General features: G+C 34.3%; 34 protein-coding genes, 1 pseudogene and 1 riboswitch. Of the genes and pseudogenes, 30 read left to right on the plus strand and 5 right to left on the minus strand.

Features of this window, described 5'->3' with window-relative positions:
- Positions 1–30: 30 nt before the first annotated feature.
- Positions 31–504 (minus strand): YbaK/EbsC family protein, encoded by a 474-nt coding sequence (locus FH508_RS06915; protein WP_173478291.1) that lies wholly within the window; start codon positions 502–504, stop codon positions 31–33.
- A gap of 153 nt (positions 505–657) precedes the next feature.
- Here FH508_RS06915 and FH508_RS06920 point away from each other — a divergent pair, with 153 nt between their 5' ends.
- The 11 genes from FH508_RS06920 (at position 658) to FH508_RS06970 (ending at position 7,278) form a co-directional block, all read left to right on the plus strand.
- Complete coding sequence (locus FH508_RS06920; protein WP_173478292.1) at positions 658–1,023, plus strand: cupin domain-containing protein; 366 nt, start codon at positions 658–660, stop codon at positions 1,021–1,023.
- Between the two features lie 331 nt (positions 1,024–1,354).
- The gene (locus tag FH508_RS06925) at positions 1,355–1,876 is read left to right on the plus strand and encodes a GNAT family N-acetyltransferase (protein WP_173478293.1); all 522 of its coding nucleotides are present in this window, start codon (positions 1,355–1,357) and stop codon (positions 1,874–1,876) included.
- Positions 1,877–1,947: 71 nt separating this feature from the next.
- Positions 1,948–2,907, plus strand: a complete 960-nt coding sequence (locus FH508_RS06930; protein ID WP_228134425.1) for a DUF2268 domain-containing putative Zn-dependent protease — start codon at positions 1,948–1,950, stop codon at positions 2,905–2,907.
- Positions 2,908–2,917: 10 nt separating this feature from the next.
- A complete protein-coding gene (locus FH508_RS06935; protein WP_173478294.1) occupies positions 2,918–3,781 on the plus strand; it encodes a protein kinase family protein in 864 nt (287 codons plus the stop codon).
- 114 nt (positions 3,782–3,895) lie between these two features.
- A complete protein-coding gene (locus FH508_RS06940; RefSeq protein WP_228134426.1) occupies positions 3,896–4,333 on the plus strand; it encodes a hypothetical protein in 438 nt (145 codons plus the stop codon).
- A 34-nt stretch (positions 4,334–4,367) separates the two neighbouring features.
- A complete protein-coding gene (locus FH508_RS06945; protein WP_173478295.1) occupies positions 4,368–4,544 on the plus strand; it encodes a hypothetical protein in 177 nt (58 codons plus the stop codon).
- 1 nt (position 4,545) lies between these two features.
- Entirely contained in the window at positions 4,546–5,031 is a 486-nt protein-coding gene (locus tag FH508_RS06950; RefSeq protein WP_173478296.1) for a GyrI-like domain-containing protein, read from the plus strand.
- A gap of 117 nt (positions 5,032–5,148) precedes the next feature.
- Positions 5,149–5,337, plus strand: coding sequence for a DUF4177 domain-containing protein (locus tag FH508_RS06955; RefSeq protein WP_173478297.1), 189 nt, complete (start codon positions 5,149–5,151; stop codon positions 5,335–5,337).
- 220 nt (positions 5,338–5,557) lie between these two features.
- Positions 5,558–6,013 (plus strand): GNAT family N-acetyltransferase, encoded by a 456-nt coding sequence (locus tag FH508_RS06960; RefSeq protein ID WP_173478298.1) that lies wholly within the window; start codon positions 5,558–5,560, stop codon positions 6,011–6,013.
- Positions 6,014–6,108: 95 nt separating this feature from the next.
- Positions 6,109–6,765 carry a DUF3885 domain-containing protein gene (locus FH508_RS06965; protein WP_173478299.1) on the plus strand — a complete coding sequence of 219 codons (657 nt, stop codon included), beginning with the start codon at positions 6,109–6,111 and terminating at the stop codon, positions 6,763–6,765.
- Between the two features lie 18 nt (positions 6,766–6,783).
- A complete protein-coding gene (locus tag FH508_RS06970) occupies positions 6,784–7,278 on the plus strand; it encodes a hypothetical protein (protein WP_173478300.1) in 495 nt (164 codons plus the stop codon).
- A 94-nt stretch (positions 7,279–7,372) separates the two neighbouring features.
- On the opposite strand, the gene FH508_RS06975 is transcribed toward FH508_RS06970, so the two are convergent.
- Positions 7,373–7,567, minus strand: a complete 195-nt coding sequence (locus FH508_RS06975; protein ID WP_173478301.1) for a hypothetical protein — start codon at positions 7,565–7,567, stop codon at positions 7,373–7,375.
- A gap of 354 nt (positions 7,568–7,921) precedes the next feature.
- On the opposite strand from FH508_RS06975, the gene FH508_RS06980 reads away from it, so the two are divergent.
- Positions 7,922–8,833 (plus strand): glycine betaine ABC transporter substrate-binding protein, encoded by a 912-nt coding sequence (locus FH508_RS06980; protein ID WP_173478302.1) that lies wholly within the window; start codon positions 7,922–7,924, stop codon positions 8,831–8,833.
- 207 nt (positions 8,834–9,040) lie between these two features.
- Positions 9,041–9,448, plus strand: a complete 408-nt coding sequence (locus tag FH508_RS06985) for a cytidine deaminase (protein WP_370635705.1) — start codon at positions 9,041–9,043, stop codon at positions 9,446–9,448.
- 123 nt (positions 9,449–9,571) lie between these two features.
- Here the strand turns inward: FH508_RS06985 and FH508_RS06990 are convergent, their stop codons facing one another.
- Complete coding sequence (locus tag FH508_RS06990) at positions 9,572–10,930, minus strand: MFS transporter (protein ID WP_173478304.1); 1,359 nt, start codon at positions 10,928–10,930, stop codon at positions 9,572–9,574.
- A gap of 220 nt (positions 10,931–11,150) precedes the next feature.
- Between FH508_RS06990 and FH508_RS06995 the strand changes: the two genes are divergently transcribed.
- Positions 11,151–11,888 (plus strand): alpha/beta hydrolase, encoded by a 738-nt coding sequence (locus FH508_RS06995; RefSeq protein ID WP_173478569.1) that lies wholly within the window; start codon positions 11,151–11,153, stop codon positions 11,886–11,888.
- A gap of 74 nt (positions 11,889–11,962) precedes the next feature.
- On the opposite strand, the gene FH508_RS07000 is transcribed toward FH508_RS06995, so the two are convergent.
- A complete protein-coding gene (locus FH508_RS07000) occupies positions 11,963–12,835 on the minus strand; it encodes a DMT family transporter (protein ID WP_173478305.1) in 873 nt (290 codons plus the stop codon).
- A gap of 324 nt (positions 12,836–13,159) precedes the next feature.
- On the opposite strand from FH508_RS07000, the gene FH508_RS07005 reads away from it, so the two are divergent.
- From FH508_RS07005 to FH508_RS07040, 8 genes are all read left to right on the plus strand, one after another.
- Complete coding sequence (locus FH508_RS07005; protein ID WP_173478306.1) at positions 13,160–13,651, plus strand: GNAT family N-acetyltransferase; 492 nt, start codon at positions 13,160–13,162, stop codon at positions 13,649–13,651.
- A complete protein-coding gene (locus FH508_RS07010) occupies positions 13,652–14,122 on the plus strand; it encodes a DinB family protein (RefSeq protein ID WP_173478307.1) in 471 nt (156 codons plus the stop codon).
- A 19-nt stretch (positions 14,123–14,141) separates the two neighbouring features.
- The gene (locus tag FH508_RS07015) at positions 14,142–14,687 is read left to right on the plus strand and encodes a hypothetical protein (protein ID WP_173478308.1); all 546 of its coding nucleotides are present in this window, start codon (positions 14,142–14,144) and stop codon (positions 14,685–14,687) included.
- Between the two features lie 202 nt (positions 14,688–14,889).
- Positions 14,890–15,030, plus strand: coding sequence for a hypothetical protein (locus tag FH508_RS24090; RefSeq protein WP_370635706.1), 141 nt, complete (start codon positions 14,890–14,892; stop codon positions 15,028–15,030).
- A gap of 93 nt (positions 15,031–15,123) precedes the next feature.
- Positions 15,124–15,753 (plus strand): class I SAM-dependent methyltransferase, encoded by a 630-nt coding sequence (locus FH508_RS07025; RefSeq protein WP_173478310.1) that lies wholly within the window; start codon positions 15,124–15,126, stop codon positions 15,751–15,753.
- A 69-nt stretch (positions 15,754–15,822) separates the two neighbouring features.
- Positions 15,823–16,584 carry a DUF4085 family protein gene (locus FH508_RS07030; protein WP_173478311.1) on the plus strand — a complete coding sequence of 254 codons (762 nt, stop codon included), beginning with the start codon at positions 15,823–15,825 and terminating at the stop codon, positions 16,582–16,584.
- Between the two features lie 247 nt (positions 16,585–16,831).
- Positions 16,832–17,485 (plus strand): hypothetical protein, encoded by a 654-nt coding sequence (locus FH508_RS07035; protein WP_173478312.1) that lies wholly within the window; start codon positions 16,832–16,834, stop codon positions 17,483–17,485.
- A 171-nt stretch (positions 17,486–17,656) separates the two neighbouring features.
- Positions 17,657–17,974, plus strand: a complete 318-nt coding sequence (locus FH508_RS07040) for a hypothetical protein (protein WP_173478313.1) — start codon at positions 17,657–17,659, stop codon at positions 17,972–17,974.
- A gap of 177 nt (positions 17,975–18,151) precedes the next feature.
- Here FH508_RS07040 and FH508_RS07045 read toward each other — a convergent pair.
- A pseudogene (locus tag FH508_RS07045) lies at positions 18,152–18,394 on the minus strand (methyl-accepting chemotaxis protein); the annotation flags it as partial.
- A gap of 271 nt (positions 18,395–18,665) precedes the next feature.
- On the opposite strand from FH508_RS07045, the gene FH508_RS07050 reads away from it, so the two are divergent.
- From FH508_RS07050 to FH508_RS07085, 8 genes are all read left to right on the plus strand, one after another.
- The gene (locus FH508_RS07050; RefSeq protein ID WP_173478314.1) at positions 18,666–19,526 is read left to right on the plus strand and encodes an aminoglycoside phosphotransferase family protein; all 861 of its coding nucleotides are present in this window, start codon (positions 18,666–18,668) and stop codon (positions 19,524–19,526) included.
- A gap of 268 nt (positions 19,527–19,794) precedes the next feature.
- Positions 19,795–20,049, plus strand: a complete 255-nt coding sequence (locus FH508_RS07055) for a DUF3953 domain-containing protein (protein WP_173478315.1) — start codon at positions 19,795–19,797, stop codon at positions 20,047–20,049.
- 239 nt (positions 20,050–20,288) lie between these two features.
- On the plus strand, positions 20,289–20,471 hold the full coding sequence (locus FH508_RS07060) for a hypothetical protein (RefSeq protein ID WP_173478316.1): 183 nt from the start codon (positions 20,289–20,291) through the stop codon (positions 20,469–20,471).
- Between the two features lie 67 nt (positions 20,472–20,538).
- On the plus strand, positions 20,539–21,321 hold the full coding sequence (locus tag FH508_RS07065) for a GNAT family N-acetyltransferase (RefSeq protein ID WP_173478317.1): 783 nt from the start codon (positions 20,539–20,541) through the stop codon (positions 21,319–21,321).
- 80 nt (positions 21,322–21,401) lie between these two features.
- Positions 21,402–21,842: a cell wall hydrolase gene (locus FH508_RS07070; RefSeq protein WP_305068711.1), complete on the plus strand. Its 441-nt coding sequence runs from the start codon at positions 21,402–21,404 to the stop codon at positions 21,840–21,842.
- Between the two features lie 189 nt (positions 21,843–22,031).
- On the plus strand, positions 22,032–23,177 hold the full coding sequence (locus FH508_RS07075) for a PstS family phosphate ABC transporter substrate-binding protein (protein WP_173478318.1): 1,146 nt from the start codon (positions 22,032–22,034) through the stop codon (positions 23,175–23,177).
- A gap of 31 nt (positions 23,178–23,208) precedes the next feature.
- Positions 23,209–23,307: riboswitch (guanidine-I (ykkC/yxkD leader) on the plus strand.
- A 134-nt stretch (positions 23,308–23,441) separates the two neighbouring features.
- A complete protein-coding gene (locus FH508_RS07080) occupies positions 23,442–23,783 on the plus strand; it encodes a DMT family transporter (RefSeq protein WP_173478319.1) in 342 nt (113 codons plus the stop codon).
- Positions 23,783–24,097 carry a DMT family transporter gene (locus FH508_RS07085; RefSeq protein WP_173478320.1) on the plus strand — a complete coding sequence of 105 codons (315 nt, stop codon included), beginning with the start codon at positions 23,783–23,785 and terminating at the stop codon, positions 24,095–24,097. Before FH508_RS07080 ends, FH508_RS07085 begins: the two co-directional genes overlap by 1 nt.
- Positions 24,098–24,220 lie beyond the last annotated feature (123 nt).

Here is a 24,220-nt window from a genome sequence, read left to right on the forward strand (position 1 = left end):
CGTAGGAGGCTAAGTGGATTTTTTAGTTTATTAATCGTTCCACCCTTTACAAACATCAATCCATTGCTGGTAAGGTGTATATGCTTCTAGTTCCTGAATGGTAAGTTCAATTGCAGAATTGCTGCTACCACAGGCAGGGAATACCGTTGAGAAACGCTTGAGCGATTCATCTAAGTAAACAGCAACCCCTTCATTGATACCAAACGGGCAAACTCCCCCGATATCATGACCAATCCGTTCATTGACTTCTTCCTTAGCCAGCATTTTAGCTTTCGTTCCAAAAACGACCTTATATTTCGCATTGTCAATTTTAGCATCGCCCGCAGCTACAATTAAAATAGCGCCGTCATTCACTAGAAAAGATAATGTTTTAGCGATACGCTCTGGTTCACAGCCAAGTGCCTGTGCTGCCATTTCAACGGTTGCAGAGCTTTCGCTCAATTCCTGTATTTTATGCTGTAAATTCCATTGTGCGAAATGTTCGCGTACTTTTTCAATTGCCATATGTAAAACCTCCTTGCAGTCTTCGTCTATTTTAACATAATTTTCAGAATTTAAGGCCTCTAATTGCTAATATGAGAAAAGATAGAAAATTTGAAATTAAAAACTGAGAATATCTGATAAAATATAATATAAGGAAAAAAAGGAGGTATTTACATGGATTATCAACCTATTAATTTAAGTGAAAAGTTATCAAAGTTTACTGAGCAGTGGTCTCCTAAAGTCATTGCTGAAATGAATGACTATCAGTTTAAGCTAGTCAAAATTCAAGGGGATTTTGTATGGCATCAACATCAAGAGACAGATGAAGTATTTATCGTACTGGATGGAGAGATGGTAATCGCATTTCGAGATGGTGAGGTCAAACTATCAAAAGGAGAAATGTACGTCATACCAAAGGGCGTAGAGCATAAGCCTTTTGCTGAAAAGGAATGCCAAATAATGCTAGTGGAGCCTAGAGGCGTTGTCAATACAGGTGATACAAATAGCGAAATGACTGCTGAAAATGATGTGTGGATTTAAAGTGAAAAAATTTTGCTAACGGCTAATGTGTATCGCCGCTAGCTCGGAGTAAAACGCCGATAAAGCCTCGGGAATCGCCGCTAGCTCGGAGTAAAACGCCGATAAAGCCTCGGGAATCGCCGCTAGCTCGGAGTAAAATGCCGATAAACCCCTGGGAATTGCCGCTAGCTCGGAGTAAAACGCCGATAAAGCCTCGGGAATCGCCGCTAGCTAGGAGTAAAACGTCGATAAACCCCTGAGAATCGCCGATACCCGTGGTCAAATCGCCACAAAATCTGTGCAAATCACTACTATAAGATTATATCAACCTCCATTGGAGTGAACGTATCGTATGGATAAAAATTTTAAAATTAGAGAAGCAGTCACATCAGATGCAAAAGGAATAGCGAAAGTACATGTCGACAGTTGGAGAACAACATATGCTAACATCGTTCCTAATGAATACTTAACAAATTTATCGTATGAAAATCGAGAACAGCTATGGATAAAAAATATTTCAAATGACGCTGTATTTGTAGCGGAAAATAACGTAGGGCAAATTATTGGTTTTTCTTCTGGCGGTAAAGAAAGAAGCGGTAACTATATTGATTTCGAGGGTGAATTATATGCCATTTATCTTTTAAGAGAATACCAAGGACAAGGTGTTGGGAGAGCACTTGTTACAGCAATCGTTGAAGAATTGAAAGGGCTGGGATTGCGTTCTATGCTTGTGCTTGTCTTGAAAGATAATCCTTCACGTCATTTTTATGAAACACTTGGGGGGAAGATGATAGATACTGTTGAAATTCAGATTGCAGGCAAAAAACTCGCGGAACTCGTTTATGGTTGGGAAGATATTCGGAATATATATTAATTATCCATAAGAAATAATAAAATTATATGAAAAATATGGTAAAATATAAGTTTTGGGAAGGTTGTATTTTATTGATAAAATTACCAAAAATAATAGCTGTATTTATACTAATATGCACAATTCTAACGCTTGCTTCCTGTACACAAACAGAGGAATCTCATAAAAAAGAAGATGTTGAAAGTATCGTTACATCTTTTGAACACCCTCAATCAAAGCAAAAGTATAAAATAATCAATGCCTTTAAACTTTATGACAACTATCAAGATAAGGTTGAAAGTAACCAAAACCAATCAAAACGAGAAATTTATCAAGATGAGGTTATTGAACCTATCTATAGTGATTGTTTTGACAAGGGCGAATATCTTCATATGGCACATTATGCACTAAACGTAGCGCCCGACCAATTAACAGAAAATCAATTATTGAGTGAAAAAATTGATAGGGAAGAAACAGAAAAGCTTATAAAAGAAGCTCTTTTCAAATCTTCAGACCTTATTCCATCCGAAAAAGAAACGACTGTATGTGTTTTTCCTGCCACTAATGTAAACGCTTATATGGTAACGGTCGGGGCGGGGAAAATCACAGTGCTATACAATAAAGATTATACAGAAGAGGATATAAGAATTGGCATATCTCACGAATATCATCATAGTATTTGGGCTGAGAAGTATGTGAAAAAAGATATGAAATTCACGATTTTGGATAACTTAGTTTTTGAAGGAAAGGCGGTTATGTTTAGTAAATTAGTTTATCCTGAATATCCTAATAATTATGACACTTTAATGTACTCTGAATACAACAGAGAAAATTGGTCAAAAGTTGTAGGAGATTTAAATAGTATTAACTTAGAGCGGTCACAGGAAATTAATTTTGGAGGGGATGACCTACCATATTCATATGGCTACAGTGAGGGCTATAAAATGGTTAAATCCTATCTTAAATTACACCCGAATGTAACGCCAGAGGAATGGACCGCCCTAAACGCAAATGAAATTTTTGAAAAGGGCAATTACATCGAACATTATCAATGAGGGATGGAAGATGGAGAAAATAAATGAAGTCATTGAAATACTAATAAATAAAGGTTTGATAAGTAACAATCGTCTAACATTAGAAACGTTAAAAAGTGGAACGACAAGTGGCGTATTATATACTCTCTGCATGAACAATACGCCAACCTTTGTAATAAAAATTGATAACCCAGCTAGTATTACTGCCACTAACGATTTTCTATCCGCTTATCGTGATGTAAAGTTATTGCCTGATGTACTTTATACAGACGTAAACAAAGAATTTATTGTCTACTCTTATATTTCTGGAGAGACGCATTTTAGTAGAGGGTCCAAGTTGGAATGGCTGGAAATTATCATAAAAGAGTTATTCAATCAATACCAGCGGGTGGATCAGGACACTCCATGGGGACGGGTCAATGGACTTCATAGAAATGGTTGGTCAGAATTTAATGAGAGTAGTCTAGCATTTGCTCAAAAGAACTTAGAAGACATACTACCATTCGATGACCATAAAAGAGTAGAGATATTGGTAAAAAAATTAAGTGCTTATCATATTCAAGAAGAGAAATATTATTTACATGGAGATACAGGTGTTCACAATTTTGTATTTTTGGATAATAAGATCAACGGTGTGATTGATCCGTCACCGTTAATTGGACCAAAAATTTATGATTTTACCTATGCCTTTTGCTCTTCGCCAGATAGCTTAAATATGAAGACATTATTGTCATCGTTTGCGTTGTGGAACAGCGATTCTTCTTTTTCAAAGGAACGGCTTATAGATGAAGTGCTTTTTCAGTTACACACACGGATTGGCGTCTGCTTTAAAGTACATCCGCACGACTTAGATGCCTACTTGGAAGCATGGCAAGAGTGGAGAAAATATCTATAATAATTGCGTTATTTAACCTACGATATATAACTCTTAATTGTATTTATGTGAATATTTGTAACTATATTGGACTTTAATCGTCTAATCAGTAAATATATTGAGGGAGTGTCATACTTGAGGTATACAAGACTTTTCTTATTTACTGCAATTGTCGTTTTTTCATTATTTCCATGTCATGTAATGGCAACAAGTTGGGCATATCCTTTCGTTGTTTGGGACGATTATATTTATGTCATTAGTGATGAATATGTAGAAAAGATTAATAAGGAAATTGGAGAAGTCACGAAGTATTCAGATATGGAACAATATGAAGGCAACTTTTCAAATGTCTATCCAAAAGGGACGAAATATTATTCAATTGATGGGATAGATACAGACACTGCAATTGCAATCCACATAGGAAATGGTCTTTATATAAAAGCAATTAGAGAAGGCGAGTATACTTACCAAAAAAGTAACATCTACTATATCTATAGAGGTTTGGGAGCATTTGCGGTTTTAATTGTCGGATTTATTATCTTTATTCAAACTAGAAAAAATCATGAACAATAGGTGTACTCTTTAAAACTATGAGGAGGTATTACTTATGAAATATATGAAAGGCTTATATGTAACGCTTGCACTAATGATGCTAGTTATTTTGGTAAGCACAACAATATTTGATGATAAATATTCAGGGATATCGATGTTCATTTGTTTAGGCTTATTTTTAATTGGATCAACGTTTTTTATTAATGCCAAACAATTAAATGGGAGAAAATAAATTGAGTTATGAAATTGTAACATTACCAGCCTATCGGACAGTAGGATTAAAATGGGAAGGGACATTTTCTGAAATTGTGCCGAATTTAAAAAACGTCATTCAACAAGTTAAAGACTGTGCTGATGAGGTAGGGAATAAGATCAACCCTCATGTTCTATTAGGTTTATCTTATCATGTGATTGAGAATGGGTTCGTACATTACTCGGTGTATCAAGTGAGTGAAGAGCAGGAAATTCCTGATGGCATGATTGAACTACGAGTTCCTGAATGGACGTATGTGAAGACGACACATTGCAAAGGGGAAGATGTTCAAAAAACCTATACGGATTTACATCAATGGTTATTCAATAGTGACTATACCGCATACAAAGAAGCTGGAGTAGTTTACTATGATCTAAACATGCCGATTAAACACGAACACTACCCAGTTGACCATGTCCCGAATCATCCGCATTTTGATATTTATATACCAATTGTAAAAAAATAAATGGGCGCAATTCTCGAATACACAATTGTGCTCTTTCTTTATGTATTGAGCTAAATAATTAAACTATGGTTCACATTGTTCATGTTTATAATTACATAAAAGATGAGGTGTATAAAAATGTATAAATATAAGTATGTAGAAGCCAAGGTTGCTAGTTTATTAACAATGGAGAGTCATAGAGAATTAATCGATAAGTATAGTAAAGAAGGCTGGAGATTTGTTGCCGCTATTCCTAAAAGTAGCGGGTCATATGGTCAGATTAAAGCAAATGATTTAGTTTTTGAAAAATATGAAGAAGAAGAATAGATTTCTTTTTGGAATTAATAATATAGGTTCACTACAAAAAGTTTTTTTATGAAAAAAATGGTATAATTAAAAAGCCTAAAAATGCACGCATACTATTTTAGGTAATCGTTGTTAGAGGAGGCGTTCATTATGACAAATACAAGATTTTATATTCTTAATGGCAACAAGGGGATAACGACTCATTAACTGGCGTTTCCCCGTATTTTGAAAGGGGAAAATAATGATGAATGAAAATGTAAAAATTGTAGAATTAAATGCTGAAAACTGGTACGAATGTTGTACGTTAGAGATTTCTATGGAGCAACAAAAATACATTGAACCCAATGCCATATCAATAGCTCAATCAAAGTTTGAGCCTACTTTAAAGCCGTATGCTATTTACTTTGAAGAAAAAGTGGTCGGTTTTTTAATGTACAATTCTGTTCAAGAAGAACTGGATGGTTATTGGATATATAGAATTATGGTGGATAAGGACTTCCAAGGCAAAGGTATAGGTAAAGCTGCAACTAAGTTAATGATTTCGAAGATGGCTACATTACCGAACTTCAAAAACATTGTTGTCGGTTATCATCCTGAAAATGTGGGAGCACATAAGCTATACGCGAGTCTAGGCTTTATCGATGAAGGTCATCGGTTCGGTAAGGAAATGGCTGTAGTTAAACATATTACAGTGTAACAAGTTGTAAATATTTGCGACAAGAAAGGACCAATTATTGGTCCTTTCTTATTGTCCTGACGAAGGGCTAAAAGATATAAAGAGTGGAGTGAACAATGATAGATTTAGATTATTATTTAACGAATACATTTCCAGGACTAACATTGGTGCCTAGTCTTTATCATCAATGGCATATAGGTATGCACTTTGAACTAGGAGCAGGGATGTATCAATTTAAAGACGATGGTCGTCTCCATCTTGAGATGTTCGACTACGTATATAGTCAGGCGATGGCTATTTTCAATGAACTTTTCTCTGATTCAGATGAGCTGTTTCTTGTTACGAATGTTTATCAGCACAAGTCTTTCGAATCTAAGAAAATGAATGTTTATCATCACTATATAAAAAATAAAGATGTAAAACTCAGTTTGAGGCAAGAAACATTGCCCAATGTATTTGATGATGAGGAAGCGGATAATTATTTTATTTCCAGATTCTCCTTAAAGTGCTATAAACAAGACATTAAATATCCATTACTTATTAAAGCAGCGTGTAACGAAGATTTCCCGCTAAAACCAAAATTTCGATCGGCTGCGAGCTATCCAGATGTGTTTTTTATAAACATCACTAAAAATGTTATCTTTTTTATTTATGATGATAGAGGCTGCGAAGTCATTGCAACAAATAAGGAAACGATATTACCCATATATGAAAAATACAGCGATTGGCTCGATGAGTATTCACGAGATAAAATGGTCAACTATTTTAAATAAGAACTATGAGGTGAAAAAGTGGATTATTTCGAAATAAAAGATGTGAAAGATTTTTTGCATATGAATCTTATTCTTTCTAAACCATTAACTAACAATGATGCAAAACGATTGAACCTTTCTAATACCTATTTAGAAGATGAAGAAGAAAATTTCCTTCCAAAACAATGGTTTTGCAGTTTGGCTATAGCTCAATGGGAAGATGTTGAAATATTTGTACAAGGAGATAATGATAAGCCTTGTGCAAAATTTATTGACTTGGCGGAACGAATAATCGATCAACTTCATCAACATGTTAGCAGTGCTTTCATGTATTTAAAAAATTTCTTTCCTGCTCAAGAAGTGGATGATTTCTATTTATCCACCATAACATTTGGCAAGATCATTAATTTTGATGATCGAATTTTCACAGGTTTTAGTATAGCTTTTTATAGTGAGCATCCGAAAGAATATCAGTATAAAGTAAAATTCAAAGAAGATGGTTGGCCTATTGGTTTTGAAGGTGGTCCATTTTAATGGAGGGGGATGACATGGCTGTAGATAATAAATGTTTTACCGATAGGCTCCTTAGCTATGGAAATGCCTTGATATATTGTATCGGGGCATTTCCTTAAGCGTTGCTCCCTTTCCCCTTTCTCGATGACTTCAAGACGACCCCAATGAAAAAGAAAAACAAATATACATCCATATACGTACCGTAGTTTCCGCGAACTTCTTTTAAATACCCCATTACAATGAATAATTTTAATAACAACAAAATGATTCCCATAAATAAAAATATATTTGCTAATAAATTTTTATTCAAATCTTCCGCTCCTCACTTTTCTTCAAACCAACTTTTACCTTAATTTTAATACATTCACTTCATTTATTAAATAAATTATGGAAATATAGTAAGAAAAATTAGCCTTAAAAATGCGATTTTTATTTTTTAAGGATAATAGTGAGAACTGAAGAAAGGGCTATTTTTTTATTGAGAAAAGATGTTAGTGAATACGCAAAGAGGGGTATCTCTAGAAAGGGAGTCGTTTGACAAAAGTAACAACCTGTTGTTAAAATCAAGTTGTTACTTTTGGTAGCTGAGTAAAAAAATTAAAATAAAGGGTTTCTTAGGAAGATACTGAAACTCTAAGTTTTCAAACTAGGGGGAAGAAAAAAGATGAAATTGAAATCGGTAGGACTCACTTTAGGATTAGCCACTATGCTACTTTTAACGGGGTGTGGTGATGGAGATAGTAAAAAAGACGAGGGCAATTCAACAGGCAATGCGCCAAACATAGGGGAGCAAGTAGATTATAAGATTATTGGAATTGAACCAGGAGCTGGGTTGACTGATCTTGCGGAAAAAACTTTAGAGAAATATGATAACTTAAAAGGATGGGAACTTGAACAAAGTTCAACACCTGGGATGTTAGGTTCTTTAGAACAGGCTATTCGCAATGAAGATCCAATTATTATTACTGGATGGACACCACATTGGATGTTTTCATCTTATGATTTGAAATTTTTAGAAGATCCTCAAGGGACATTAGGTGGAGAGGAAAACATTAATACACTTGCACGTAAAGACTTGGAAAAAGATTTACCTGATGCGTATAAAATCCTCGACAATTTCTATTGGGAACCAGAAGATATGGAAGCTGTAATGTTTGAAGCACAAACGAGTTCATTTGAAGAAGCAGCAGACAAATGGATAGAAGAAAACCAAGACAAGGTAAAAGATTGGACAAAAGATGCGAAAAAAGTAGATGGAACAGAAATTGAATTAGCTTCTACGCCATGGGATTCAGAAAGAGCTTCAAGTAGTGTACTACAGGCAGTATTTGAAGAACTAGGATACACTGTCACAATTACACCCGTAGATCCTGCCATTATGTTTCAAGCAATCGCTACAGGGGTAGCTGATGCAACAGTAGCTGCTTGGTTACCAACAACACATAGCTCATTTTATGAAAAATATAAGGATGACTTAGATGATTTAGGTGAGAACTTAAAAGGGACAAAAAATGGATTTGTAGTACCTGAATATATGGATATAGACTCCATAGAGGATTTACAGCCTAAAAAGTAATTAATTTTGACACAGAAAATGCCTCGTTGTCTATCTGATCGAGGCATTTTTACTTTTAAGGTTACTTAAACATTTGTTTATTTTAAAAGTATTTTTTGTTACATCTACTATATTGACAGATACCTATTTCACATATAGTATTAATAGTCCTGTCAACTATATGTTGACGTAAAGGGAACTTTAAAAAGTTCATTCTTAGAAAAAAGGATGGATATTATGAATAAAGAAGTATTAATGGAAAGTGCGCGCAAGATGAAGGCAAAAGCTTACGTACCTTATTCCAAATTCCCAGTTGGAGTAGCACTATTGCTAAAAGATGATACTGTAATTAATGGAGTAAATGTAGAAAATGTTTCTCTAGGTGCAACTAACTGTGCAGAGAGAACCGCTATTTTTACGGCAGTAGCAAATGGTTATCAAAAAGGTGATTTCAAGGCTATTGCTGTAGCAGGTGATACGGTTGATTTTCTTCCGCCCTGCAGCATTTGCAGACAAGTTTTAGCAGAGTTTTGTTTACCTGACATGCCTGTATATTTAACAAACGAAAATAAAGATATTTTAGAATTGACTTTAAAGGAATTACTACCATACGCATTTACAGATTTAGAAATGTAAAAATAGAAATACACTGACCAATTTCCTGAGACAGGAGATTGGTTTTTTATTTAGAGAAGCTTAGAGTTAGTAGTATTGATGGATCTATTTTAAAATTTTTACTCTACATATTCATTTATCGGATTAACCTTTATCTCGCTTTGTAATAAAAAGAATAGCGGGTATTATCAAACAAGAAACAATTAGTAAAACGAAGGAAATAGCATTTTTATTTGCATCATTTACCCCAGAAGCAAACATAACACCATATAAACTAGATGCAAGAATATTTCCTATAAATCTGGAGGTCTGTAGTAAACCTGAAGAAATGCCACTTTGTTCTTTTGAAACAATCGAATAGAGGGAATTTTGTGTACCAATTGATAATGCACCATTACTTATCCCTATAATTGATAACACGGTGAACACCCATAGTAAATCTGAAGTGTGATTAAAGGCAAACAATAATCCAACACCTAAAATTCCTACAATTGCTCCAAACATTAATGGAATTCTAAATCCTACTTTCTCAATCCAGCGCGTTGCAATAGGTGTCATCAGCATAGCAAACAATGAAATAGAGAGCAACATGATTCCTGCTGATTTGGAGTCAAGCATAATCACATTTTGTAAGTAAGTAGGCATAGATAAAATTAAAGAGAAAAAGACCAGTGTTACTAGTATAAACTGAATATATACTAATGATATTTTTGGGTTTTTTGCTAAAAACACCACATTTAAAAATGGTTCTTTTTTCTTTTTTTCGTAGTAGTAAAACAAAAGTGAAGTTAAAATCGATAAGACTAACATTCCTACATTGAAACCATTTTCTAATGATTGGAAAAACATCATCCAGCATGACAGTAATGTGCCAAATAAGATTATGCCAAGTAAATCCCATTTGAAAGGTTGACTGGCCATACTACTATCTTTTGGTATACAAACTAAAGCGAATATTGCTGAAGTTATGATAATAGGGAAATTAACATAAAAAATAACCGACCAACCAGCATACTGAATTAATAATCCACTAATTGTTGGACCGAGTGCAGCTGAAGTAGTGGAAAATACAGCTAAAGTTGCGATTACTCTATTTTGATTTTTATCAATATATGAACGGACAATCCCTATTCCAGCGGGAAAAAGAGCTGAGGTTCCAATGGCTTGGATGGTTCTCATTCCTATTAGAAACATGAGATTAGGGGATAATGGTGCTAATAAGGAAGAAATAGAAACTAGGATTAATCCTGATAGAAAGATTTTTTTCCTACCATAATGATCACTAAATTTTCCGGCAAGAGGTAAAAAGATGGCACTTACAATAAAGTAGGAAGATATTAATAAAGAAATATCATGTGCTGTAAGTTGAAATTCATGTTGGATGGCTGGCAAAGCTACCGTAATCATAGTTGTATTTAATGGGTTTAAAACGACTCCCAACACGATAGCAGCAACTAATAATTTGGGGTATTTAACCAAATTATCGTTGTTTCTTACTGACATTATTATTCCTTCTTTCTAACATTTGAAATTTCCAATAGTACGCATAAATTATATCAAAGTTTTAAATTGCTCGCCTGCTCAATCTCCTTTAGCAGGTTGAAATGAAATTGGAATTGCTGATAGACTTGGTAAATAAGCATGAAAATTATCCTTAAAAGAAATTGGACGTTCCGAAATGGAATTGAAGAAAAAGCATATGTTAGCGAGGTATAAAAACGTGATGAAAATAATACCCCCTAAGCCTTTTTTCTATAAAGGTGGAGACAAGGCTGTTTTACTATTACACTCTTTTACAAGTAATACGATTGATATGAAAAAGTTAGGGAAGTTTTTGCAGAAGCACAATTATACTTGCTACGCACCATTGTACAAAGGACATGGTTTAACAGCAGAAAAACTGCTCACTTTTAGACCGACTGATTGGTGGCAAGATGTACTAGATGGTTATCAATTTTTGAAGAATGAGGGCTATGAAAAAATAGCTGTAGTTGGTCTTTCGCTTGGTGGTGTATTTGCATTAAAAGTAGCTCAAGAGTTATCGGTAACTGGTGTTGTGACAATGTCTGTACCCATACATAGAGAAGCAACTTTTCTTCAACAGCGTGTTTTTCATTATGCAAAAGGTTATAAACAGCTCGAAGGAAAAAATGAAGACGCAATAAATTTAGAAATAACACGTCTACAACAGATGCCTATCAACTCATTAGTTGAATTCCAACACCTCATTCAAAGAACGATGGAACAATTAGCACTTATTACCTCACCAATTAGTATTTTATATGGTGTATTAGATGATTCGTTATATAAAGACAGTGCAGAGGTAATTTTTCAAAACGTTGCGACACCGTATAAAACGATGAAAGGGTATCCGAACGCTAAGCATTTAATGACATTAGGCACAGACCAAAACGACGTGAACGAAGATATTCTGACATTTTTAAATGATTTACTTTGGTAATTTTTAATCAATAGAAACGCGTGAAAATAAAAATACAGTGGGAAATCAATACTTCCCACTGTATAGGGCGATATTTATTGTTTCAAAAATGTAAGTGATTTAATTTCGCTCATGAAGGTTGAGGCTAATAGTAATGCACCACCGAGCATTTGAAGCATTGTCATTTGCTCCTGCAGTACTAAAGCCGAAATCAGGATAGCTACAAATGGATCAACATAGCTTAACATCGCAATACTTTGCCCTTTAAGTTTCTCCATACCAGAAAAGAATAACCAAAATCCAATCCCCGTATTAAAAATCCCTAAAATAAAAATAAAAGGAATGGATGCTCTCGATACGTTAAACATGCCAAAGCCAGAAGTTAAGAGAACATAGGGCATAAGAAAAATTGCAGTTGTACCGAGCTGAATAATTGTCAGCTCCAGTTTCTCCATCCCTTTAATAAATTTATTTAATAGCAATAAAGCAGCGTAAAAAGCAGCGGCAACTAATCCATAAAAAAGTCCGAGGAGATCATCCGTTTTAGATGCACTCACACCTTCCCCTACAATTAAAACTAACCCCATAATTGCGACCAAAATACAAACTACTTTTTTCAGTGACAATTGTTCTTTCAGTATAATTGGAGAAAGAATCATCACAAACACTGGTGCAAAATAGTAGCCAAGTGTTGCGTTGGCAATGGTCGTATGGTCATAGGATTGGTAAAGAAAAACCCAATTTCCCCCTAATGCAATACTGGAAAATAACAAAATGGATGCATTGGATTTCATTAATTGCCATGATATTTTTTTCTTCATCATAAAGAAAAGTACGGTTAAAAATAAACATCCTATAAGACTGCTTAGTAAAGCTCTTTCGCTCGAAGAAAGATCAATATTTCGTACAACTAAACCGATTGTACCGAAAATAATCATGGATAAAATAAACTGAATTTTAGATTGCATTGTTTACTCCTTCGAATCTGCGAAACAGCTTATATCTCGCAGATTCTTAATCTGTTTTGTATATAAGCCTATTCAGTGCTACCTGAGCAGCAGGAGTAAACGGTGGTGGTGAAGTTGAAAATGGCTTCCAAATGCAAACATTTGTTTTGGATAATGACATAAAAAATTCCTCCTGTTTCACTTAAAATTTTATTCTTTATTTATTATACTAAATATAGGTAAGGGATTATTTATAATATTTCGATTTTTACGTAGTGTATTTTAGTTGCTGAGGGAAAAAGCAATTGTACATAAAAGAAAATAAAAAGTATCAGGGGGATTGGCATGATTACAATTAAAAATGTTGAAAAAAGTGAATTGGATTTTTTGACGGATATGCTTTATGAATCTATCCATATTCTTGAGAACAAACCTAAAAAAGAGGATTTAATCAACTCAAGTCATATTAAAAAATATCATGAAGGCTGGGGGCGAAATGGAGATACGGCATTCATTGCAGTAAATACGAATCACCAACCTGTAGGCGCTGTTTGGTATCGCTTGTTTAACGAGAGTAATAAAGGATATGGCTATGTAGATAATCATACGCCTGAATTAGGAATAGCATTGACTCCAGAAGTTAGGGGAAAAGGAATAGGAACTTTGCTGATGAAGGCAATCATTCAGCAAGCAATGAATGACGGTTATAAATCCATTTCTTTAAGTGTAGACCTTGAAAATAGACAGGCGGTACATATTTATAAAAAATTAGGTTTTGAGGATTATGAATTAATAGGAACGTCCATGACAATGATTTATAGAGTTAAGGGAGTTTAGATGAATATTTATTGTAAGAGCACATTACATCAAATCAAAGTCGCTGTCACGACAATTGTTCAAATGATAGATAGGTTAGCAGTACAAGACTTGCAAAAAAGACCTACAGAGAATAAGCATTCTATTGGTGAGTTATTAACACATATTGCTTTGATTTGTGAAGCGGATTCTCTTATTTCAGACGGATCTTCCAAAGCCAAGATGGATGAATATTATACGAATGTCTCCTATAACAGTCTGGATGAATTAAAAGACGGGTTGATAAAAAATTATAAAATTTTAGAAGAAAAATATGAGAGGTTTACTGAGGAAGAACTGCTAGAGGAAGTGACTTCTTATTGGGGTGTTACTTATTCACGCTATGAATGGTTGATAGAAATTGTTGCACACCTTTACCATCATAGAGGACAACTACATGCCATGCTTGTACATTGTTATAGAATCGATTTACAGGTTTCATTATTTGAATAGTAAAAGCGGAGGGATGAAAATGAAATATATTAGTATAAATAAGAAAACAAAACGTTTATTTTATGGGTTTATTTTGTTTTTAGTTTTGGCATTCATAAGCTTGAATTTGGCAGACTATGCTAAATCGAACTATAGAGATGCTCGTAATCACTTTATCAATGAGTTTAATGGAAAAAACCTTAGCGACAAGGATATTATAAATATCGAGCATACGCTTCAAGCGATGAATGAACAATTTCATACGTCAGAAAGCATTGCAATTTACGACAAAAGAGACGACATTGATAATGTTCAATATTTAAATTTAGATTTTAAAGAAGCGAAACATGTGTTTCCTTTCGATGCGGATAATAAAGCGAATTTGCTAACTACATCATTTTATGTCATTGAAGGATTTAAAGCAGGAAATTATTATATTGTCCATCGCTATTTTCCCGATTGGTTTTATGTATTCCCGATTGGACTGTTTACGATAAGTGCAGTATTTTTTGTCCTCTGGGCTAGAATTCAACTACCGTTTAAATACGTTACAAAGCTATTTAAATTCAGACTTAAATTTAACTAATCGCTGAGGTGGCAACATGTATTGGGAAACCCTTCCTAATTGGGTTTGGATTATTTATTACACTTTTATACTAGCAACATTGGGAACTGCAATAGTTAGTATAGTAAAAAAGAAATTAATCATTAGATCTACTATTACAATAATTCTTACAATGACCATACCGATAATTAGTATTATCAATAGCATGGGGAGAGAAAAAGGCGTGGATGAGTTCGAACATTTTATTACACATTTACAACAAGGCTCTACTTGGACTATTTATGTCCTAACAGGATTCTTTTATTTACTTGTTTGGTGGACTGTTTATCTAATCAATAATAAAAAGAAGAATCTATCCTATTGAATACATATGAATACTGTAAAGCTAATTAGTTGAATTAACAGGATAGCTGAGGGAAACTTAATCTTACAAATGAAACTAGCTAGGAGATGCAAGATGACAGAATTTTGGGAATTAAGTTTTATAGAAAAGCAAACGATGTGGGGATTTGAACCGACTGACTCAGCAATCATCGTAAAGGATTTTTTCCTTGAAAGAAATGTTAAGGAGATACTAATACCAGGTGTTGGATACGGTAGAAATGCAAAGGTTTTTACTGACAATGGGATCGATGTAACAGGAATCGAAATTTCACAAACAGCGATTGATTTGGCGAGACAAAATGGAATAGATTTTACTATTTTTCATGGTTCTGTAACTGATATGCCTTTTAATCATAAACAATATGATGGGATATTTTGCTATGCGCTAATTCATTTATTGAATCCTCAAGAGCGTGCGAAGTTTATACAAGATTGCTATAATCAGCTAAAGCCAAATGGATATATGATTTTTACAACAGTTTCTCAAAAAGCACCTATGTATGGCAAGGGGAAACAATTAGCTAAAGACTATTACGAGGTAATGGAAGGCGTTAAAATGTTCTTTTATGATGCTAACTCTATACAACAAGAATTTGAACAATATGGGCTCGTAGAGTTATCAGAATTGGACGAGCCAACGAAGCATGCGGAAAATAAACCGCCTATAAAATTTATAATGATAACATGTAAGAAAGTATTATAAGTACATCGGAACATTGTAAATCGTCGATAAAAAATCTACCCCTATTCCATTTGAGAGAGGCGAGTTTCAATGAAATATTTTACAAAAGAATGGTACGAGCTGTGTCAAAAAACAAGCTTTCATTTGAATTTGGAGGAAGAAAAGCAAGCGGAAACATTCTCTGAAGAATATTTTCAGCAACTTTTCAATTACGAATTAAATAACTGGCTTGAATTACAAGAAGAAATTTCTTCTATATTGGCAACAAATGATGATCATAACGAATATGAACCTTTTAATAGAAATTTGGCCATTAAACAATTTCATGATGGTTTCATTTATAATCAACATCGTTTACAAAACGATTTACCAGAAATGATACTGAAACAGATAGCAGATATACGAGTTTTTGCTTTATATAAAGCAACGCGTAAAGTTATAAACGCTTTAACGAAATTTTGTGAGCAAAATGAACGGTCTGTTACCGCAACAGGTGCCACGTATAGAAAATATTTTAAAGAAGCTTCTCTTTCATTTGAAAAAGACATAGTTGAACACTTTGGATTTCATGATTGTACGGTTACAAAATCAGTGCAGCATGACATGTCCTTAACATTATACCTAGATAATTCAGGGGGTTTTACAAATATAGAGGAAGTCACTTTTGAAAATTATAAGATTATAAAACAAGAGGGTTTGTTGGAAGATTCTTGGTGGCTGTATAACGAAATATATAAAGAAAATGACAAATACGAATTTCACGTTTTACTTCAAAATAGCGATATGGAATTAATTGACTTTATCATCTGTGCAGATTACGTTTCCTTTAAATGTAACGATAACGAAGATTAAAAATTAGGGCTTTACTCTGATCCAGAGTAGAGCTCTTTTCTTTAATCATAAAATGTGCTCTATGGTAAAATAAAGGGAATTGCATACTGTATGTTTATGGTTGGATATGAATTTATTTAAAGGTTATGTGTAATACGGAAATCCTTTGGGCAATCGGAGTTAACAAGACCTGTAACAATAGAAATGGATTTGCAATCATTATCTGAACAGTTAAATGCTTAAAAGACGTAAATAGAGAAGGGATTAGATGATAAGAAATAAAATCGTACTTATTTGTTCAATTGTTATTTTAGGTATATGCATGTATTTATATTTCCCGTTTCCTAACAATGACATGTTAGATGCTTATTCTACATTCATGTCGTTTCCTATTAGCAATCAAGATGGATACATAGTGCTTGGAATAATCGGTTCTGCAATGTTTCTAATTGCTATTATATTACTGGTGATAGGCATGAAGAAATATCATTTTTGGACTATCGTACTAGTCGTCATTGTCTATACATTTTTACCAAATTTCCTCATTATGACTTACCAAGAAACATTAGCGAGTGGCATTATGGCCATTTCATACGATGGGGAGGGCCAGTGTAATTTTGAAAATGTAAGTGAAGACTTAATAAATGGTGAATGTAACTTGATATTACATAATCGAAGCAACGAAGCGGTGACATTTGAATTAGAATTTTTAGACTCCTATTTCATGGAAGATGGTATGCGAATGGAATCACTTATGAATGTAGTTGGTCCATATAGTATAACAATCGAAGCAAATCAAGAAAAATCAATTTATATAAAGGAACTACTCGATTTATCAGGAATTCCTAAACATATTGAAAGTGGAACATCTTTTAATGTGCATGTTAATTTAATTGACGGAGAGACAAAGCGAACGCTGTAAGTCGTTTGAGATGGATTATTGACTGTGTGTACTGCGATTAAGAGCTTTCTTGAGGGGTATGTTATCTCTAAAGTTTCATCAGTATTTATGCATATTTGGTTATTTTTTGAAACTTTGTGATAAGTGAATCGTATAAATAGTAACTACAGAAGTTAATGGGGGTGAAGGCACATGAGTAGAAGGAAAATCTTTGCAATCTTTTTCTTAGTCATCTTTGGAGGACTGATTGTAGCGGGTTTTTACACTATTAATGATGTACAAATTGAAAGCACCTATAAACTTAATGAGCAAAGTATTATAGAAAGAAATGGCGAACACTATTTGTTCATTGATAATCGCGAGTTGCTATTATCGAAGAAGTATTACGATAAACTCGAATTAGATAAATACAACGAATACAAAATTAAGTATGTCTATAATCGCTTGAAAAATAATGAGGGTGAAGTTGTAGCACTTAAAAGATATGGCGAACAGCCTTGGGGTCAATAAAAAAATGAAGAATCGCCGATAAGATACGAGCAATCGCCAATAGAATCGTATGAATCGCCGCTAAAATAAAAAAAACCGCCGATAAATCAGCAAGAATCGCCGATATCCCTTAATAAACAAAAAAGAAAGGTCGGCTATTAAATTAACGGCTGTTTCTTTTATTTGAGAGGAACCATTTTAAATTGTTTTACCTAGTGATGAGGCGACTTCGGCAGATGCTTGTTGTTCAGAGTTGACGATGTTTGTCATGTCATTGACAATAAATTTCACCTCTTCTGCAAGCATTTTTCCCTCGTCAGCTACTACAACAAAATCTTTTCCATTTTCATCTGCTCTTGCAGCCTCAACTGCTACATTTAACGCCAATAAATTAGTTTGTACTGAGATATTAGCAATAACAACGATGATTTCATTTATTTTGTCGTTCTTTTCTCTATCTCTTTCCCCTTTGTTATCGAATTTTCCACTGAACCTTCGATTTTATTTATATTACTTTCGGATATAGCCATTTCGGGTAGCAGTTTTTACTTATCAATCAGGAACGTTAAGCTCATCTGCTCGGTATACAAATGCATTTGCATATAAAGCATGTGTTAATAGATAATAGAATAAAGTTAAATGTTTCCATACGTACTTTTAGCTGTTGTTCGAGTTAGTCAAACTAACGTCCTTAATAAAAGGGAGGCCATATATGTTAAATCGAGTTCTTGAACAATTTAGATTGCCCATAGAATCAGTTAATGAGGTGGCAGATTCCTATAGTTCTACGGTTTATAAATGCACATTATTTAATGGGGAAAATGTTTTTTTGAAGATTCCTTATTCAAAATTAAAGTGCCAGCGTGAATTAGGAGCTTATGAAATTTTAAAAGGAAAAGTAGCGATTCCAGAAATGTTGGATTATTGGTCAGGTGATGAGGTATGTACAGGTGCATTTGTATTATCCGAATTAAAAGGAAAGCCATTACTTTCGGATGCTTCACCATCCGTAGCGTATCAAGTAGGAGTTCTTCAAGCATCAATGCATTCCATTGAACCGCCAACACAAGAGCTTTCTGGTATTCAAAATGAATTTCCTAATTGGTCTAGTTTTGTCCAACGGCAATTTTATAGTTTTGCCGAGGATGTAAAAGATGTTTTAGATGAACGTTTATACATACATGCCATTGAAAATTTTGAAAGATTGAAGCAACAGCTCCCTTCTCCTGATGGACCTAGCTTTATACATATGGATTTTCGTCCAGCAAATATCATTGTTGATGGTCATACAGTGACAGGCACCATCGATTTTGAGTCCGTACGATTTGGTTCAACAGAAATGGATTTTACAAAATTGTATCGTGATTTTCTACGCTTTGATTCGGCATTGTACCATGCTTATCAACAGGGCTATAACAGTGTTAGACCATTAATTGATTTAGAAGTTGTATTACCTTTTTATCAATTTACAGATGCCTTCAATAGTATCGGATGGTGTAAACGTCGTGGTATGGAAAAAAATGCTTTGTTTTTTGAAAAGAATTTAGCGATTTTGAAAAAATTTTTAAAATAATGCTATGTGCAATTTTCATTACGGGGCCAGTGCATGATTTCATTCATTCTTTTTTAATAGGTATGCCTATCAGTACTGTGGCGCTAGGTCTTGCCCCGTTGCTATTCATAATTTTATAAATGGGATTAATAACTTCCATCTTTCTATGTTTGTTTTGATTAAGTATCTAAAACTGTATAAACCCTACACTCGTCTGCCAACTGACGGATATCAAATTGTTCCAATATTAAAAAGAAAATTGGAATGGCTTTTGCAGGAGGTATAAAAAATGAAAGAAAAAAAGTTTGATATTTTATTGTTATTGCACTTAATGTTTGGACTCCTCGTTTTGGGAATTAGTATTTACGTCAATGTTACGGAAAGTTATCAATTATTCCCGCTTTTATTTGTTTTGATGGGAGTTATGTTCCTAATAATAGGGCTACGAGAATATAAAAGAACAAAAAATTTATGGTGGGGAATTTTCTTTTTAGGCACTGCGTTATTCATGTTATTCGTTGCAGCCCAAGGTATTGTGAATTAAAGATTGTTTAACTAAGGTTGCTTTGCTCCAACGATGAGGGTAAGGGAATGTTTAAATTTAGGAGTGGTTGAATGCATTTAGGGAATGAGCAATATCAGATACATGATAGCTATTTCTTCGTTATTGATTTAGGTATATATGACATTATCGGAATTGTAGGGTGCATTGTGCTTATTTTATTTTTCCTAAGGAATAGAAGAAAAAAGAAAACTATTAATTAAAGGATAAAGGAGGAGGCAATGGATTATACATTTTTTATGTTATTACCGTTATTATTTTCTTTTTTATGGTTTATGAATTTAGTTCAGTTATTAGAAAAACTTAAACTAAATAAAAATATAAAAAATCAAAAAATACTTGGTTCTCTTTGGAGCATTTGCTTTACATTATCGATTTTATTATTCTTTTTAACATTATATTAGCAGACAACATTTCAAAATGTACGTTTATGAATTCAATTTGACATATAGATAGAGGAGTTATAGGAAAATGATTGTAGCACCAAAAGAGCATTATCGTTTAATAAAGAACAAACTTGAAGACGCACCAACGTTTGTATTTAGTGTCTTGGATTTTACTATTAAAGGTACTGTTTATGCTGATTCTACCGATTATAAATCATTGCTTATTCAAACAGATTCTGGATTGTACTATATTGCAGGGCAGACAATAGATGAGCTATTAATACAGAACCTTGTTAAATTTTTTGAGGCATCTGTAAATCAAGCGAAACGCTTTACATTATTTTCTGCAAATTCTTGTTGGGATCAGGCAATTGAAAAATGCCTTCATAAGAATGTAGGGAAAATTCAAAGATATGCTTTTTCTTTTGATGCAATGAAATATAAAAAGAGAAGAAGCGATACTTGCGAGTATGATGTAGCAAAAATAGAGCAATTTGATATGCAACATTGTTTGGAGTTTGATAAAAAATACTACAATGAATATTGGGATTCTATAGATAATTTCATTGAAAATGGCATTGGATTTTGTGTGAAGGATAAAGGAAAGGTAATTAGTGAATGTGTTTCGATATTTAAGTCTACACGATATGCAGAAATTGATATCGTTACCGACTTGAATTATAGAGGAAAAGGCTTAGCAAGCATTGTGGCTGAACAGTTTATAGATTATTGCCTTGCAAACCAAATTCAACCGCGCTGGGATTGTGATGTTGATAATAGTGCTTCCATTCGCTTAGGTAGTAAATTAGGTTTTACAAATGCGAGCAAATATAACGTTTATTTTAAAAATAGTCACAATGTCCAATGATAAGCTAATAAGCATTGTTCATTTTTCACCGTGACACTATTTTCGTCTTCCTGTCATACAATAATCGTGGGGTGATTAAATTGCCAAGAGCAAAATACCGTGATGCAGATGTCGCTTTGATGGCGAGGATGATGAGAGCAGAAGCCGAAGGTGAAGGTAAACAAGGTATGTTGTATGTTGGAAATGTCATTGTTAATCGGCTTGTATCAAATTGTTTAGATTTTAAAGATTTAAGATCGATTGACGATGTAATTTTTCAAGTACAGGGCGGAAATTATTCTTTTGAAGCGGTGCAAAAAGGGAATATGTTTTATCAACGAGCAAGGGAAACCGAGAAAAGATTGGCGAAACAGAACTTGGACTATTGGAGAGAGCACCCAGCGAAATTTGCCCTCTGGTACTTTAATCCATATGCACCGTGCCCTCCAACATGGTATGGCCAACCGTTCACTGGTCAATTTAAAAATCATTGTTTCTATGAACCAGCACCAGATACATGTGAAGGGGTTTACACTGGATAAGCAACAGTTTCGAATCGAGGAGCTTTTATTAGCTCCTTTTTTCTGTACATGATGTATAAGCCATGCGTGTGCATTTTGCTGTTGCATTCACTTAATTTTCCAATATTTTGTTGCCTTTTTCTCTAAAATCTTATAAGGTAAATATAAATAGTGTAATTTTACACTTTTATATGAGAGGAGGACAAGGCAATGATAGTTTTGCAATTAATATTCGTGTTCATCGGCGTGTTATTTTTTACTGGAATAATTGCTTTTACTTTATTATTAAATGGTGCTATTCATTATTTAACTCTACTCTTCGTGCTATCGATAAGCTTCTTTTTACTCTATACGTTTCTATTGTTAGATTGGTTTAAGACAAAGAAGCGCAAAGTAGTGGTTTCGACAATTATTGGGGTTGCTGTTTTAATCGCTTCTATTGCACCCATTCAGTATCATTATAAAATGAGTATGGCTACTGTCGATGCTGAAATCGATGCGTATGCCTACGAACCATTCGTAGACCACAATAAAGTTGTGAAGAACGATACAAAAGCTTCATTACAATTGAAGGACCCATTACCGCGCTTAGATGGCGCAACGGCAATGTATCCATTATATGCAGCTTTTGTAGAAGCGACATATCCTAAAAAGGAATACCCGTACTATGATAGTGAGGTTAAAGTAAGTCGAACGCCAGAGGCTTATCAAAATTTAATTTCAGGAGATGTTGATGTAATTTTTGCTGCGGCTCCTTCTGAGTCACAAATTAAGATAGCGGAGATCAATGGGCTGACATTTGAAATGACACCGATTGGGCGTGAAGCATTTGTCTTTTTTGTCCACCATAAAAATAATGTTGAAAATTTATCGCTAGAACAAATTAAACAAATTTACGCTGGAGAAATAACAAACTGGCGAGAGGTTGGAGGAGCTAATGACTCGATTCGTGCATTCCAACGACCTGCTGATAGCGGTAGTCAAACGACACTAGAAAAAATGATGGGTGATACTGCACTAATGGAGGCGCCAGCAGAAGATGTAGCATCTGGAATGGGCGGCATTATCCATGAGGTTTCTCAATATCGTAATTATAAAAATGCAATTGGTTTTACATTTAGGTACTATTCAACTGAAATGGTCGGCAATAAGGAAATTCAATTACTGTCCATTGATGGTATTGCACCAACAAAGGAAAATATTCGAAATGGTACATATCCACTTACATCGGAATTTTATGCAGTGACGACGGGGACAGACAATCCTAATGTTAAGCATTTTATTGATTGGATTGTGTCACCAGAGGGGCAGGCATTAGTTGAAAAGGTGGGCTATGTTCCAGTAGAAAGTTTTTAAATTATTTGCTATACTAAAATGACAATTAGATATGATAGTTTTCTAGGGTTCCGTAGCGATAGCTAGTCTGGTCCGAGAGAAAACCACAAAATGCATTTTTGTGACACGGAAGGATAAAAGCCTGGGAGATACTGTTGAAAAACAGTGTTTCTTAGGCTTTTTTTATTTGCCTTCAATGCTACTGCCCTAGATTTTGCTGCAAACTAGGAAAGAACTTTGAAGCTATTTTGTGTCTCATATCTAAAATGAAATGGAGGAATACAAATGAACAAACAATGGATTAGTGTCTTAGTTGCCGCTTTTTTTGAGGTAGGCTGGGTAATCGGCTTAAAGCATGCAACAAGCATATTAGAATGGCTTGGAACAGCAATTGCCATCTTTATTAGTTTCTATTTATTAATTAAAGCTGGTGAGCATTTACCTGTTGGGACGGTCTATGCAGTATTTGTAGGACTGGGAACAGCTGGTACGGTTTGCGCAGATAGCCTGCTGTTCGGAGAACCATGGAAGCTCGCTAAAATCTTATGTATTGTCGTGTTGCTTGCAGGTGTTGTTGGTTTGAAGCTTGTAACAGGTGAACCGAAGGATAAAGAGGTGAAAGCATAATGGCATGGGTAGCATTAGTAATTGCAGGAGTTTGTGAAATGATGGGTGTTTTTATGATTAGTAAATACAATGATGAAAAATCCATAAAAAATTTAGCTTTAATGATTGTAGCATTTACGGTTAGTTTTTTAGGGCTTGCCTTCGCAATGGAAACATTGCCAATGGGGACGGCCTATGCCATTTGGACAGGAATAGGGGCAGCAGGTGGAGCGTTGTTAGGTATGCTGTTTTTCAACGAGTCTAAAGACTGGCGACGAATCGTTTGTATTGCCCTCGTTTTAGGTGCCGCCATTTGTTTGAAATTATTATCTTAGGTGTCAGGCACACAAACAATTCTGTAAATTATTTTATGTATAACAAAGTAAAAATCCACGAAGCCTCCAGCGGGATTGCACGTACCGCAAGTCGCAACAAACCGCGCTAGCGCTTGTTGCAGC

It is taken from the genome of Lysinibacillus sp. CD3-6 (assembly GCF_006351725.2).
GTDB lineage: Bacteria > Bacillota > Bacilli > Bacillales_A > Planococcaceae > Lysinibacillus.